Below are 15,134 nucleotides of genomic sequence, written 5' to 3'. Positions count from 1 at the left end.
GTGCCGGCTACCTCACCGAACCACGAAGTCGATCGCCGCACCTTGTCCGAAGCCGACACAGAGCGTCGCGAGGCCGCGGCCGCCCCCGCGCCGGGCGAGTTCGTGGATCAGCGTGACCGGCAAGCGGGCGCCGGACGCCCCGAGCGGGTGGCCGATGGCGATGGCGCCGCCGTTGACGTTGTAGATCTCGGGGTCGATACCGAGTTCGTCGCGCGCGTAGACGGTCTGGCTGGCGAAGGCCTCGTTTAGTTCGACGAGGTCGTAGTCGTCGATGTCGCGGCCGGTTCGTTCGAGGAGGCCGCGGGTGGCGGGAACGGGACCGATGCCCATCACCGTCGGGTCGACGCCGGCGACGTTGTTGTCGCCGACTTCGGCCAAGACCTCCAGATCGTGTTCGTCGGCGAACGCCTCGCTCGTGACGAGGAGCGCGGCGGCACCGTCGGAGATCTGTGAGGAGTTACCGGCGGTGACGGAGCCGTCGCCGGTGAAGACCGGCGGGAGTTCGGCCAGCTTCTCGGCCGTGGTGCCCGGGCGTAGTCCTTCGTCCTCGGTGATCGTCCCCTCCTCGGTCTCGATCGGGACGATCTGCTCGTCGAAGCGCCCCTCCTCGGTGGCCTCGACCGCGCGCTGCTGGCTCGTCGCGGCGTACTCGTCCTGTGCTTCCCGGGAGACATCGTAGCGCTCGGCGACTTCCTCGGCAGTCATCCCCATCATCAGGTCGGTGATGACGTACTCCTCGGTGAGGCGCGGGTGGAGCGCCCGGTCGGCGCCCTGCATCGGGACGCGTGACATGTTCTCGACGCCGCCGGCGATGATACAGTCGCGCTGGTCCGCCCGGATCGCGTCCGACGCGGACATCACCGCCTGCATCGAGGAGGCACACCAGCGGTTGATCGTCGTCCCCGGAACGCCCTCGCCGAGGTCCGAGAGGAGCGAGAGCACCCGGGCCAGGTTGTTGTCCTGTTCGTCCCGCTGGCCGGCGACCCCCCACATGAGGTCGTCGACGTCCTCGCCCGTGAGCCCGGTCTCCTCGAGGATGTGGTCGATCAACGGAATCGAGAGATCCTCGCTCCGGACGTCGGCGAACACGCCGCCGTCTTTCCCTTGCGGCGTTCGGACCGCCTTCGCGATGACTGGCGTCGGTGGCATAGCCGGACGAACGGGCGAGAGCCATATAAATGGCCGAGAACGGGCAGGAATGCGGGTGGAGTTCACGCTCGCCGGTATCCTCGACGCGGTGATCGCCCCCGCGAACCGGCCGAAGGAGTGATCGTTTCGACGTTGGGGTGATCGTCCGACGCCGGCCGAAGACGTTGATGGTGGTTACCTATATTTGTGGGGTGGGGACATGGCACATGGTTCGACACGAACCTGCCAGTTCGACTCGACGAGGTGTGCTCCGGGCGACCGCCGCGACCCTTGCAGTAGTGACCGGTTTTTCGTCGGTTACTGCCACCGAATCGCAGTCCGACGTCCCCACTCACGAGGATCGTACCGCCCCAGAAGACGGCTGGGCGTGGGAGACACGAGGCGGCGACGAACGGCCGATGGATGGCTGGGCGTGGGAGACACGGGGCAGTGATGAACGGCCGATGGACGGCTGGGCGTGGGAGACACGGGGCAGTGATGAACGGCCGATGGACGGCTGGGCGTGGGAGACACGGGGCAGTGATGAACGGCCGATGGACGGCTGGGCGTGGCGGTCGACCGACGGCGAGCCGGTTCCGGCTGACGGCTGGGCGTGGGGACCCGATGCCGATTCGCCCGTCGATCCCGACGACGGGTGGGCCTGGTAGGTGCCGGGGGACGGCCGGTCTCGCTCCGGCCCGAACCGACGCCGTTCGATCACTGACCCGTCCGTAATCGGTCGTGACGGCCTGGAACAGGCCGAATACGTTGGGAATCGAAACGGTCCGTTTCTCCGCACCGACGGGTGTATTTCGCACGGCCTAACGGTGAAAACCGTCTTTCACCTTACGCCGCTATCATGTAGCCGAGGACCGTGGCCCAGTGCATGGTGCAACAACGTCCGACGTTCGTCGTCGCAGTCGTCGCCCTGGTCGTCGGGGCGGCCGTCGGCGGGGCGGTTTCGGTGGCCCTCTCCGAGTCGCCGGATCCGACGACCGCCCGCGGTTCGACGGCCGACTGGACCGGTGACGGAACGCCGTCCCTCGAACAGTTCGACTCCGCGGACGAGTTCGAATCGTACTTCGCAGCGGCCGACCGGAGGGGCGGTGGCTGGATGCCCCAGACCGTCTCGCTCGACGGCGCCGCCGTCGAGATGGAGGAGTCGGCCGCCCCCGCCGGGGACGACGGCGGCGGGGACAGTGCCGGTGGGAACGGGGATGCGGGCTACACTGGGACCGATGCAGACCGATCGGGTAGTGCTGACGCCCGCGACGTCTCCGGGACGAACGTCCAGGAGGCCGGTATCGACGAACCCGACGTGCTGAAGACCGACGGCAAGTCGGCGTACTACGCCGGCCACCGGTTCCAGCGGACCGGGGGCGAGACGACCATCTTCGACCTCGCCGACCCGGCGAAGCCCGACCCCGTGGCGACGATCCCCGCCTCAGGCGAACTGTTGCTGGTCGCCGAACACGACACGCTCGTCGTCTTCGGTGGCGATCGCATCTGGGGCTACGACGTGAGCGACCCCGCGAACCCGGACCAGGTCTGGAACGAACCGCTCGAGGCCGACCTGGAGACCGCCCGACTCGTCGATGGCGACCTGCTACTGATACTCGCCGACCGGCCCGACGTCGGGGAGCCGTGTTCGATCGCCGGCTACGGCGACGACGCGATCGCGTGTACCGAGGTGTACCGTCCCGGCGTTCGGACGAACGCAGACGCCGTCTATACGGCCGCTCGCGTCGACCCGGCGACCGGCTCGCTCGAGTCGGAGACCAGCGTCGTCGGCTCGTCGTACGACTCCGCGACGTACGTCTCGGAGAACGCGGTCTACCTCACGTACACGCGTTCTGTCTCCGAGTACGAGGTACGTTCGGGCTACCTGCTGGGTCCTGGCGCGGCCGACCTCGGATTCGACGCCGGGACGATCGACCGGCTGGAACGTCTGGACGCGATGAACATCTCGGACCGGGCGAAGGCGGTCGAACTCCGCGAGATCGTCGAGTCCTGGGTCGCGAGTCTCGACGAGGACGCGCGCCGCGATGCGTACGAGACCATGGAGACTGGGATGGCCGAGTACGCCACGTCGAACCAGCGCGAACTGACGAAAACCGGCATCGCGCGGATCTCGCTGTCGGGCGATCTCGCGGTGACCGACAGCGGCGAGGTACCCGGGACGCCGCTCAACCAGTGGTCGCTCGACGAACACGAGGGCCACCTCCGGATCGCGACGACTATCCCGGGTCTCCACGGCGCCGACTCGGTGAACGACGTCTACGTTCTCGACGACGCCCTCGAGGTCACGGGCTCCGTCGAGGGACTCGGCGAGACCGAGCGGATCTACGCCGTCCGCTTTACGGGCGACGAGGGCTACGTCGTCACCTTCCGTCAGATCGATCCGTTCTACACGCTCGACCTCTCCGACCCGCACGAGCCGGCCATGGAGGGCGAGCTCAAGATCCCCGGGTTCTCGACGTACCTCCACCCCCTCGCCGACGACGGCGACCTCGTCCTCGGCGTGGGTGAACAAGACGGCAACGTCAAACTCTCCACGTTCGACGTGAGCGATCGCGAGACCCCCGACGAACTCGACGCGGAGATACTCGACGACGAGCGCTTCTCCGAGGCCGTCCAGAACCACCGGGCGTTCCTCCACGACGCCGACAACGGGGCGTTCTTCGTCCCGGCCGGAGAGTCGAGCTACGTCTACTCCTACGCCGACGGCGACCTGACGCGCGAAGCCGAGATCGACATCGGCGGGCAGGGCGTGCGCTCGATGTACATCGAGGACTACCTCTACGTCGTCGGTGAGGACGAACTCGTCGTCCTCGACCGTGGGAGCTGGACGGTCGAGAACAGGGTCGATCTGTAAGACTCCTCACTCGTTCCCGAGGTCGTCGCTCGCGGGCGAGACGTTCGCCACCAGCGACCGGAGGTAGAACCACCGGTGCGTCCAGAGCTGGTACGCGGTCGAGGCGGCGAAGACGAGCAGGAACGCGCTCGCACAGAGGACTGTGGGGACCGGCGAGAGCGGGGAGACCTCGACGGTCGTCGCGACGATGGTGACCAGTGCGAGGACGCCGAGCGTTCGATAGTACCCTGCCCAGGTGAACCCGTAGCGTGTGACGACCTCCATGTAGACGTCGACCTGTCTCGCCGGTTCGCGCAGTTCGACCGTCTTTCGGTCCTCGTCGTACCGGATCACGCCGACCGCGTCGAGCTTCGGCAGGTGTGTCTGGTGGAGCGAGTTGTAGACGCTCTCGCGGACGTTCCGCGGGGCCGGCGACTCGCTGGTCTCGATCTCGGCGATCCGTTCGGAGAGCTCTCGCACCGAGACCGGCGTGAGCTGACTCTCGAGGTGTTTGATCACGTTACGCCGACGGCTGTTGCGCAGGATGTCGTGAATCTCCTGCGGATCGATGCGACTCGTCTGCTGGTGTGTCCCTAACATTCCCCTCCCTCGTTCGTCCCGCGAGGTGACGGCGACCGTCCGCCTCGTCCAGTACTGGTTTTTAGATCAATATAAAACCGCTTGATATTTTATTACCTTTGGTAAAACTGCCACCTGCATCCGGATTGAATGAGATATTTTACCGTCTAACGAGTGAATCTGTTGTTACAGGCTACCCTTGAGGTCCGCGTGGCAGTCTCTACCGGCCGGTTCGACTCCGTGGGGCCAAACGCCACTTGCTATCGGGTACCGCTCACGCCGCTCGGTCGAACGCGTCATTTTTCACGCCAATTGAGGGAATATTTCTCACCACATCTCGTTAGTACTGTCTGATTTGGTGATTATCTAACTGGGGTCCCGTTCAGGGTGTGGGTACGTTCGGGCCGCCATCGGCGGTGCGGACACCGAAACCATGACAGACGGATACGACCTCTCCAGGCGGAAAGTGCTCGCGGGACTCGGGACGATCGGCGTCGCGGGTGCTGCCGCCGGGGCGGGAACGACGGCGTACTTCAGCGACGGCGAAACGTTCGAAGACAACTCGGTCCAGGCGGGGACGTTCTCGATGGACGTCGAGCTGCTAGACCTAGACGGGGCCGTCGACCAGGACGGGATGGGTCCCGACGAGGACGACTGGTACGGGGAAGCCGACGGCGACAGCGGGCTCGTGGGCGCGCCCATCCAGATCGGCGACCTGAAACCGGGCGACACCTACCGATTCTGCTGGTGTATCCGGGTCTACGACAACCCGGGCGTCGTGCGGGCGTTCGTCCCCTCGGACTCGGTGACGAACCAGACGGGCGCCGAGGCGGGCGTGGTCGACGCAGACGACATCCACGATATCGACTCGAACGACGAGTTCGAGACCCTGCTGGGCTCGGAGCACGTAACGGTGGAGAAGGACCTCTACGTCTGCGAGGTCGAGGAGGACGAGCTCGTCGGTGACAAGCTCAAAGAGACCGTCTCGTACGAACCCGACCAGGGCGGCGACTACGACTGGGACGGCGGCCTCGGCAACTTCGTCTCCAGCCTCTGGGACGAGGAGAACTCCCGCCAGGACGGCGTGCCGATCGGCTCGCACGACGGCGTCGGCCATCGCGCGGACGGCAATCTGGACCAGGGTCGCGCCGATTACGTCCTGATCGGAGACGACGGCGACGGCAATCCAGTCGACGGCGCCGATTACCCGGCCGTCGCGGTCTGTGCCGAGATTTCCGTCGCCGAGGAAGCCGGCAACGAACTGCAGGGTGCCCAGCTCGGCTTCGACCTGGAGTTCCTCGCCGAGCAGGCGCGGCACAACGACTACCCGTTCGCGGGGATGGCGACGCGCCCGCGCGTCGACGAGATTCCGTGGGACGATCCGGCGGAACTGCCGATTCCGGATCCGTACTGGTAACGCGGTCGAGCTGGCGACCGATCGCGGTGCGGTCACGCCGGCGCCCGACCGTCTCGCACCGATACATCGTTCGACGAACACCACCCACGCTGGCGCGTTCGCGGAATCGGTCGTCCGTTCGGGACGATCGCCGCGTGCCGGCGGTTCGACTCCGCCGGTGGGCGTCCCCAGGAGGGGATACCATGACAAACGACGGAATAAACCTGACGAGACGGAAGATTCTGGGAAGTATCGCCGCGGTCGGTGCCGCCGGCGCCGGTGCCGGACTCGGGACGACGGCGTACTTCAGCGACGGCGAATCGTTCGACGACAACACGGTCTCGGCCGGCGAGCTCGACCTCTTGCTCGACTACCAGGTCACCTACCACGGCGGCCCGGGTCGCCTCGACGCGATCGAGGCGATGGGCTACGACGACGTCGAGGACCTCGGTGACGGTCACTACCTCCTGGAGGAGGTTCCGGACACCGGGGAGATCGAGGACTGGGACGAGTACGTCCTGGAGAACGGCTTCTGCGCCCCGGACGCGCGCGAACAACTGATCAACGGCGACGAAGTCGCGCCGATCCACCTCTCCGACGTCAAACCCGGCGATTCGGGCTGTCTCACGACGAGCCTGCACCTCTGTGACAACCCGAGCTACGTCTGGCTCGACGGCGAGTTGACGGTCAACGACGACAACGGCCTCACCGATCCCGAGTCCGAGGTCGACGACACGGGTGGCGAGGGCGAGGGCGAACTGGCGGACGCCATCCAGACGCGCGTCTGGTACGACGAGAACTGCGACTGCGAACTGGACCAGGAGGGCACCGGCGAACCGGTCGACGTCTGTCTCGTCCTCGACCGATCCGGCTCCATGGCGGGATCGATGGGCGGCATGCGCGACGCGGCGAAGGGACTGGTCGACGAACTCGACGAGTCGGTCGCCAACGTCGGCCTCGTGAGCTACTCCACGTCGGCGACGCTCGATCAGGGGTTGACGAGCACGCACGCCGACGTCAAATCGGCGGTCGACGGCCTCTCGGCGAACGGCCAGACCCACATCACCGACGGCGTCGAGACCGCACAGGACGAACTGGAAAACGGCGCGAACGCCCGAAGCGGGGCGCGAAAGATCATGGTCGTGATGTCCGACGGCGAACACAACCAGGCCGGCGACCCGATCGTCGCCGCCGATCTCGCCAAGGACGCCGGGACCGAGGTCTTCACGGTCGCCTTCGGTGACGCGAACGAGTACACGCTCCAGTCCATGGCCAGCGACCCCTGGGACGCCCACTTCTTCGAGGCCGCCGACGAGGACGAACTCATCGAGGTCTTCGGAGAGATCGGCCAGGTTATCGCCGGAGAACGCCTCATCTTCGAGGGCTCGCTCGCCGAACTGATGTCGCTCCTCTCGACGGACAGCGGCATCCCGTTAGACGGCGACCGCGAGACGAACTACGCGGAGATCGAAAACGGATCGGCGGACGACGGCGTGGACGACGGCCGCGAGCCGTTCCAGCCCGGCCAGACCCACTGCATTGGACTCAGCTGGGAACTTCCGATCGACGTCGGAAACGAGGTCCAGTCCGATACCGTCGGGTTCGACGTCGGGTTCTACGCCGAACAGGCCCGACACAACGACGGCGCCGGCGTGTAAGTCCCACCGACGGTACCGGCCCGAAACCGCTTCGACGGCGTGTTCGCCGCCTGTTCGACCGGTTCGTCGGCGGCCGAGGCCGCCAACCGCACTTCGTGGGACAACCCACCGATCGAAGCGAGAGCAACGGAGGGACGATTCGGACCGAAATATGGAAAATTAACACGAAAAATATTTCAATACATAACCCGTATACGGGTGATAATTCGAACAATCTTGCGTCGAATGGGGGGACGGGCCCGGCGCGCGAACGAATCCGACGGCTCGCGTCGAGTACCGTACGAGGGTCGGATGGACGGGCGCCGGACGGGATAGCAGAGCGGGACCGAGTGGAGACGACCGATCGAACGAGGCGTCCGAGATGGATATGTACGGAGAACGCGGATGACCGGGGACGGGGTGAATCGACGGCGAGTACTGCGGAGTCTCGTCATCGCTGGCGGGACCGGAGCCGCCGTGGGGACGGGTACCGGTGCGCTGCTGTCCGACCGGGAGTCAGGCGCGAACGACGTCGGTGCTGGCACGCTCGACGTACAGGTCGACGGTGGATCCGCGACCGGAGACGGGACCGTCTCACTCGTGATCGAACCGACCGCCGATCGTCGGTCCGGAACCGAGACGCTCTCGGTCTCGCTCCCGGGCGAGACGAACAATCCCGCGACGCTCTGGCTGGGCGGAACGTGTCCGCCAGCGTCGCCGCTGGTCGAAGCCCTCTCGATGACGGTCTCGGTCGGTGACTGTTCGTCCGGATCGGCCGACGTGATCGCGTCCGGTTCACTTCGCTCGGTCACGGAGACGCTCGCCGATGGCGTGTTACTGTCGGCCTGTCTCGACGCTGGTGCCAGGCGGTGTCTCACCGTGGCGTGGGCGCTCGCCGACGGCTACACCGGTCGAGACTCGATCGCGTTCGACCTCCAGGTCGTCGCCGAACAGTGTCGGTGGACAGCCGATCCGACGAATCCGTTTCCCGGAGCCTCGTGTGCGGACCCACCGTCGGACGGTCCGACCCGACACGGAATCAGTTACCTGGTCCCGTACGCCTGCGATCCGGCCGACGGGACGGCGGTGCGACTCGGGAAACTCGAACTCGAATCGGGCTACTGCGGCGTCGACGGGATCGACGAGAACGCGATCGAACGCGGGACGTACCCGCTCTTCGACGACGGCGACGACTGTACGCCGACCGACTACCAGCTCCACGTGGTCGACGTCGTCGAGAAGACCGGCGGCGAGGCGGTCGGCATCGAATTCGAACTGGGGACGGCGAGCGGCGACGCCCCGCCCGACCTCTGTCGCGTCGACGTCAAAGGTGGTCCCGGGATCGTCACGTACGACGACCCCGACGCGTTCGACGGGAGCGCGACCGACGGACCGCTGCTGGCACCGACGACGGGCGGTGGTGCTCCATGACGCCGTCGGACGGTGACTCCCCGGCCGATACCGCGGCGGAACACGCTTCGCGAGAGACGGACGATGTGCGATCGCGACCCCTCGGCGGGAACCGATCGCAGCCCGATGCCGTGAACCGATCGCAGTCCGCCGACGGGGACGGAGTACGTTCCGCCGACGCGCCCCCGCAACGGTCGACGGTCGAGGAGCGACGATCGGGGGAGCCCATCTCGGAGCGTGCGGTCGACGTCGGGCGGCGGCTCGTCGATCGAACCGGGTCGGTGCTCGCGGGCCGATCCGGGGCCACCCGAGATGGGGACCCGAGATCGGTCGCTGTCGACGCCGTCCGCTCCCGTGTGGCCGATCTCTCGTGGCGACAGGTTGGACACGCCGTCGGCGTCCTGGTACTGATCGCGATCGTCCTCCCGTTCGTCATCTACGCCGTTCCACAGGTCGTCGGCGCCGATCAGAGTTACGTCGTCCTCTCGGGGAGTATGGAGCCGGCGATCGAGACTGGCGACGCCATCGTGGTCGACTCGGTCGATCCAGCGGCGATCGACGACGGCGACATCATCACGTTCGACCGGACCGAGACGACCCCGCCGACGACACATCGCGTCCTGGACGTCACCCAGCAGGACGGTGAACTGGCCTACGAGACGAAAGGGGACGCGAACGAGGATCCGGACCAGGAACTCGTGGTGGCCTCACAGGTCCGTGGTCGGGTCGTCTCCATCGGCGGGCAGCCGTTTACCCTGCCGTTCGTCGGCACCGTCGTCTCGATCGTCGGGACGCGTGTCGGCTTCGTCGCCCTCGTCGTCGTCCCGATCGTCGCTCTCGTCCTCTCCGAGGCGTACGACCTCGTCTCCGACGGGGACGCTCAGGAGGGTGACTCGACGCGCCGCACAGATATCACCGAGTCGTCACCTCGCACCGGGCCGGGCGCCGTGGCCGCCGTCTCTGCGGCTGGTGCCGCATCGCCGTCGGAACCACCAGTCGCATCGGGCGACGCTGCGCCATCGGAATCGACTGCCCCCGGAGCGTCGGACCAGGTCGCGTCGGAGGCCTGGATGACGATACGGCCAGCAGACCTCGGACTCGCCCTCGTCGCCCTCGCCGCGTTTTTGGTCTACTGCGTCTGGGTGGTCTACGATCAGTACGCGACCGCCGGGACGATCGAACCGTGGGCGATGGGCGTGACGGCCGGCGTGGCGACTGCGCTCTTCTTGCTGGGGACGATGTACGTACGCCATCGGCAGCAAGACGACTCGTCGTCGAAGGGGTCCCACCGACGCCCCGACGACCGGGCTCCTCGGGTGTCGGCCACCGGACCTGCCGGCGGTCGATCGGTCGAGTCACTCACGCACCGTGACACGGGACGTGCCGAATCGGGCGTCGGCCTCCGGAGCGGAATTGCAGACGCGTCCGTAGCGTCCACGACACTCCAACCGTCGTCGGGGGAACGGTCCGTCGAGGACCTGATCACCGAACCGGTCGCCGATGGGACGGAGCCCGTGTCGACCATCGATACCGGAGAACCCCGTCCGACGACCGACGACGCCGATCGCTGGCCGGTGACCGACGACGCCGATCGCCGGCGGGCGGATTCCGATCCACATCGGGGGCTGGGAGCCGATTCCGGGCGCGGCCGGTCGAGGAACGCAGCTACCGCCACGGGACGGACCGAAGCGGTCGGCTCCGAACCGGTAGACGGGACCGGATCGAGTACCGGTCGGACGTCGTTCGCGCGCGGGGTCCACTCCGGTTCCGGAACGGTCGACCTGCGTGCCGCCGAGGCGGCGCTCGACGGTCGCGCGCTCAACGATGGACAGGCGGCGTTTGCGCAGGTACGAAAACACGTTGCGTCCGACGGAACCGACCGACCGGATAGCGACCAGGAACACCACCCCGACACGACGACCCGTGATGGGCCGCCGACCCACGACGGCGGGTGGTCCGAGGCCGGGGACCGGCCGGAGCCGAACACGGGTGATCGGGATGCGTAGCCGGTTCCTCGTCGTCTGTTGCGTTCTCGTCGCGGTCCTGGTGGCGGTGGCGTCCGGCTCGGCGACCGTCGCGCTCCTGTCCGACGAGGAGACGGTTCCGGTCGAGATCTCGGCCGATGTACCGCCGTCGTCGGACGCCCCGACCGGCCCACCCGGTGACAACGCGACGACGCCCGACGATCCAGGCAACGAGACGGGTGGAAACACGACGGATCCGGGTGACGAGACGGGTGGAAACACGACGGATCCGGGTGACGAGACGGGTGGAAACACGACGGATCCGGGTGACGAGACGGGTGGAAACACGACGGATCCGGGTGACGAGACGGGTGGAAACACGACGGATCCGGGTGACGAGACGGGTGGTAACACGACGGACCCGGGTGACGAGACGGGTGGTAACACGACGGACCCGGGTGACGAGACGGGTGGTAACACGACGGTGGACGCCGAATCGGGCGACGGTCCGTCCCCGTCGGCTATCGAATCGGGCAGAAGCCCATCGTCGACGGCGACCGGATCCGACGAATATACGACCTCACGCCCTGAATCGACCGTTTCGCTCGCTGGTTCGTCGACCGATTCGGCGGTCGCTCGTCCGACGACGTGAGGCGATCGCTCCGTCGGTTTTCGGAGTCGCGCGGTCGACCGATCGATACGCCGCAGTCGGCTGCCGCCGCCCGTTCTGGCCGATCGCAATCTGTGCGTGCGGTGCGTGATTCGCGCCCGTGACCGTCTCGGAGGGACAGTCTTATCTCGGCGGTTTGGCAATGACTCGCCATGGATGACCGAGCCGAGGCAGGCGACGATTCCGACCGACCGCCTGCGGACGCTTCGGACGCACCCGATGGTACCCCAGTCGACACCGAGACCGACGCCGGATCGTCGACCGACCGGGAGGACGAGGGCGCGTCGACAGGCCAGACGGCCGAAGAGAACGACTCGACCGCCTCGCCACGGGTGACGGAGACGGATCCCGATCAGGGCGGCGACGCTGGGCGAGGAGGGAACCGGACCGAGAGTCGTGACGATTCCTCGTCCGGAATCGACAGCCGAGACGGCGCATCTCCCGAAACCGACGACGGCAACGCCACCCCTGCCGGCGGTGACCGTGACGATCCAGACCGGGGGTCGACGGACAGCGGAACGGTGACGGACGACGGTGGAGCGAGCGGCGACGACAGTGACGGGGACCGACCCGACGCGGCGACCGATACCGACGGACCGACACCCGGCGTGCCGGATCCGGAGGCGACTGCGGACGCCGACGACCGATCCGTCCCGGAGGACGTCCGGAAGTACGCCCGCTTCACGAAGATGGACGGCGCGCAGTACGACCGGGTGAACGAGTTCTTGCGCGATCGGACCTACATCACTGCCCGGGAGTGGGCGATCGCCCGCCTGTGTGCGGACTTTCGCACCGAGACGGGCGTCGAGATGACCAAGATCGGCGAGAACCTGCCGGAGCTCGTCCCCTTCATGACCGACACGTACACGCCCCAGGCGGTCAACCAGGCACGCTCGTCGTTCGACGATAAGGTCCGGAAAGCCGGCGCGACCTTCCTCTACGGCGCGATGTGCGACTTCTACACCGCCGAGGAACTCGACGACGTGATGTACGAGGTGACGGAGGTCTCGAAGTTCCTCCTGGAGGTCGAGGGCGTCGACCTCTCCATCGAGGACGAACTCGAGGCCGAAGAGCGCATCTCGAGCGTCATGCGGGAGGTTCGCGAAGCGAGCAAACAACTGCGCGAGCGAGAGGACCTGGAGCAGGACGCCGACGACGGTGCCGACGATGGAGACGAGGACGTACCCGACCGCGATGCCGACGGCGACACTGACGCAGGTGACGAGGACGTACCCGACCGCGATGCCGACGGCGATATTGACGCAGGTGACGAGGACGTATCCGACCGCGACGCCGACGACGACACTGACGGAGGCGACGAGGGCGTCGACGACGGACGCGAAGCGACTGGTGGCGCCGATTCTGACCCCGACGCGGGCGTGACTGGCGACGACGCTGCTGGCGACGAGCGATCGACGGACCGGGAGGGCACTGGCGACGACACGGACGGAACGCGTTCGCGCCCGGATACCGCAGACGAGTAGCGCAGGCTTCGTCCGTGCCGAACTCCGAATCGTGCACCGGCCGACCACACGATCCACTCACGACGCCAGGCGAGCAGTCGCCGTTCCGTCGGGAACCGACGCTGTCGGCGCCGACCCGGTGACGAATGTACGTGGAGTATGGCCAGTATCTTTATGTCACTCGTAGCGGCGCTACGAACGTAGTCTGATGGACTATCCGACGATCACGACAGTCGCAATCTCGCTCGTCTGTGGTGTCCTATCGCTGTTGTTCGTCCCGTATATCGCCTCAAGGCCGGAAAAACCGGGGTCGAGGGGGTTGCTGATGACGATCGTCGGACTCTCACTGTGGTCGTTCTCGGTGGCGGCGCTTGCGCTGTCTGGCGCTTACTGGAGCCGACTGGCGTCGATGGTCGTTTTCTTCCTGGGCATGGCGTTCGGTGGCGTCGGCTACTTCGTCCTCGCCGGGGAGTACAGCGGTGTTCTCACCGTCTCCCGACGGACTATCGGGCCGTTCGTCCTTCCGGTGATCGCCGTTCAATTGCTCGCGCTGACGGACCGCTACCACGGGCTCGTCTGGGGCGGTGAGATGCCAGGAAACGTCGACGTCGCCTCACCAGGGCCGGTCTTTTTCGGGTACGTACTCGTCATCGTGATCGTCGCTGCCATCGGATTCGCTCTCATCGTCCGTGAGGTACTGATCGACGACGGCGTTCGGCGCCTTCAGGGGATCGTGTTGCTCGGCGCGGGCTTGCCGCCGTTGTTGCTCGGCGCGCTCGGCGCGTTCGTCTTCCCCGGCCTTTCCTTTCCCATTGCTCCGGCAACCGTCCTCGTCAGCGTGTTTTTCTACGCGTGGGCGCTGTTTCGCATCGATCTCCTCCAGCTCGGCCTCGTCGGTCGCCATCACACCGTGGAGGCGATCGACGACGGAATCGTCACGCTCGATCTCGACGATCGAGTCGTCGACTCGAATCCGGCCGCTCGCCGGATCGCCGGCGTGGACGACGTTACTGGACTGTCCGTCCGTGAATTCTTCGCCGACGTGCCAGCCGTTCGATCCCAGTTCGACGGCCCGGAGCCGACCGCCGAAGTATCGACGGAACTCACTATCGGTGACCGACACTACGATCTCGACGTCGACACGATCTCACGACACGCGCGGCCCACTGGGAAACTCCTCGTTCTTCGGGACATCACGCCACTCAAGCGTCGGGAGCGGGCCCTCACCGAACGAGAGGCGGAACTCGATCTCCTCCGACAGGTACTCTCGCGCGTCCTCCGACACAACATCCGGAACGAACTGTCGGTGATTCGCGGCTACGCGGAGACGATCGCGAACGACCCCGATTCTGACACCGAGACGCTCGCTCGGGCCATCGTCGATCGGAGCGATGACCTGACGCGAACGAGCGAGAAAGCCGCGACGATCGAACGACTCGTCGCCAGCGACACGACAGCAGGGCGAACCGAACTGAGGCCCCTCCTCACGTCGATCGTCGAGCGGTATCGGCGCCGGTATCCGACCGTCGAGTTCGTCCTCGATTGCCCCGACGACTGTGCCGTCGTGGTGGCGGACACACTCTCCTTCGCGTTCGAGAACCTGGTCGAAAACGCCGCCGAACACAGTCGGCTGTCCAGTAATCAGTGACGCTGGATGCATCGTCTGGGAGCGGGTCGGAACCGGTAGACGAGCGGACGGAGACACCGGGCGCGCGGCAGCAATCGGACGACTCGCCCGGAACTTCCCCGCTCGTCCGGGTATCGGGATCGATCGAGGCGGACACGGTTACCGTCGCCGTCTCCGACAACGGCCCCGGGATACCGGAACACGAACTCGAGGTGCTCGAACGCGGCGAAGAGACGCCGCTCGAACACGGGAGCGGCATCGGGCTCTGGATCGTCTACTGGATCGCCGAACACGCGACGGTGACCGTCTCCTTCGAGACGGGCGACGATGGGACGACCGTCACGGTGGAGATACCGCGCGACGCCACGGCATCCGGATCGCCGGCCAGTCGGTGATCGACCGGGGC

11 protein-coding genes and 1 pseudogene are annotated in these 15,134 nt (G+C 66.6%); 10 read left to right on the top strand and 2 right to left on the bottom strand.

Annotation, left to right across the window (positions count from 1 at the left end; genetic code table 11):
* Nucleotides 1-12: 12 nt before the first annotated feature.
* Nucleotides 13-1,149 carry a thiolase family protein gene (locus NO366_RS04245; RefSeq protein WP_256533079.1) on the bottom strand — a complete coding sequence of 379 codons (1,137 nt, stop codon included), beginning with the start codon at nucleotides 1,147-1,149 and terminating at the stop codon, nucleotides 13-15.
* Nucleotides 1,150-1,394: 245 nt separating this feature from the next.
* On the opposite strand from NO366_RS04245, the gene NO366_RS04240 reads away from it, so the two are divergent.
* Nucleotides 1,395-1,796 (top strand): hypothetical protein, encoded by a 402-nt coding sequence (locus tag NO366_RS04240; RefSeq protein WP_256533078.1) that lies wholly within the window; start codon nucleotides 1,395-1,397, stop codon nucleotides 1,794-1,796.
* A 218-nt stretch (nucleotides 1,797-2,014) separates the two neighbouring features.
* Nucleotides 2,015-4,003 (top strand): beta-propeller domain-containing protein, encoded by a 1,989-nt coding sequence (locus tag NO366_RS04235; RefSeq protein ID WP_256533077.1) that lies wholly within the window; start codon nucleotides 2,015-2,017, stop codon nucleotides 4,001-4,003.
* Between the two features lie 6 nt (nucleotides 4,004-4,009).
* Here NO366_RS04235 and NO366_RS04230 read toward each other — a convergent pair whose 3' ends face one another.
* Entirely contained in the window at nucleotides 4,010-4,582 is a 573-nt protein-coding gene (locus tag NO366_RS04230) for a DUF7344 domain-containing protein (protein WP_256533075.1), read from the bottom strand.
* Nucleotides 4,583-4,994: 412 nt separating this feature from the next.
* Between NO366_RS04230 and NO366_RS04225 the strand changes: the two genes are divergently transcribed.
* The 8 genes and pseudogenes from NO366_RS04225 to NO366_RS04190 all read left to right on the top strand — a co-directional run bounded on the left by NO366_RS04225 (nucleotide 4,995) and on the right by NO366_RS04190 (nucleotide 15,123).
* Nucleotides 4,995-5,978: a SipW-dependent-type signal peptide-containing protein gene (locus tag NO366_RS04225; RefSeq protein WP_256533074.1), complete on the top strand. Its 984-nt coding sequence runs from the start codon at nucleotides 4,995-4,997 to the stop codon at nucleotides 5,976-5,978.
* A 182-nt stretch (nucleotides 5,979-6,160) separates the two neighbouring features.
* Nucleotides 6,161-7,615, top strand: coding sequence for a vWA domain-containing protein (locus tag NO366_RS04220; RefSeq protein WP_256533073.1), 1,455 nt, complete (start codon nucleotides 6,161-6,163; stop codon nucleotides 7,613-7,615).
* Nucleotides 7,616-7,999: 384 nt separating this feature from the next.
* Nucleotides 8,000-9,025, top strand: a complete 1,026-nt coding sequence (locus NO366_RS04215; RefSeq protein WP_256533072.1) for a hypothetical protein — start codon at nucleotides 8,000-8,002, stop codon at nucleotides 9,023-9,025.
* Nucleotides 9,022-11,010 (top strand): signal peptidase I, encoded by a 1,989-nt coding sequence (locus tag NO366_RS04210; RefSeq protein ID WP_256533071.1) that lies wholly within the window; start codon nucleotides 9,022-9,024, stop codon nucleotides 11,008-11,010. The genes NO366_RS04215 and NO366_RS04210 overlap by 4 nt, the downstream gene beginning before the upstream one ends.
* On the top strand, nucleotides 11,003-11,620 hold the full coding sequence (locus NO366_RS04205; protein WP_256533070.1) for a hypothetical protein: 618 nt from the start codon (nucleotides 11,003-11,005) through the stop codon (nucleotides 11,618-11,620). Before NO366_RS04210 ends, NO366_RS04205 begins: the two co-directional genes overlap by 8 nt.
* Nucleotides 11,621-12,054: 434 nt before the next feature.
* Nucleotides 12,055-12,780, top strand: a pseudogene (locus NO366_RS04200) (DUF5806 family protein); the annotation flags it as partial.
* 529 nt (nucleotides 12,781-13,309) lie between these two features.
* Nucleotides 13,310-14,749, top strand: coding sequence for a histidine kinase N-terminal 7TM domain-containing protein (locus tag NO366_RS04195; protein WP_256533069.1), 1,440 nt, complete (start codon nucleotides 13,310-13,312; stop codon nucleotides 14,747-14,749).
* A complete protein-coding gene (locus NO366_RS04190) occupies nucleotides 14,746-15,123 on the top strand; it encodes an ATP-binding protein (protein ID WP_256533068.1) in 378 nt (125 codons plus the stop codon). Before NO366_RS04195 ends, NO366_RS04190 begins: the two co-directional genes overlap by 4 nt.
* The last annotated feature ends 11 nt before the right edge of the window (nucleotides 15,124-15,134 follow it).

Origin of the sequence: Halovivax cerinus (assembly GCF_024498195.1) — an archaeon.
Lineage (GTDB): Archaea > Halobacteriota > Halobacteria > Halobacteriales > Natrialbaceae > Halovivax > Halovivax cerinus.
This window is presented reverse-complemented; position numbering and strand designations above follow the sequence as displayed.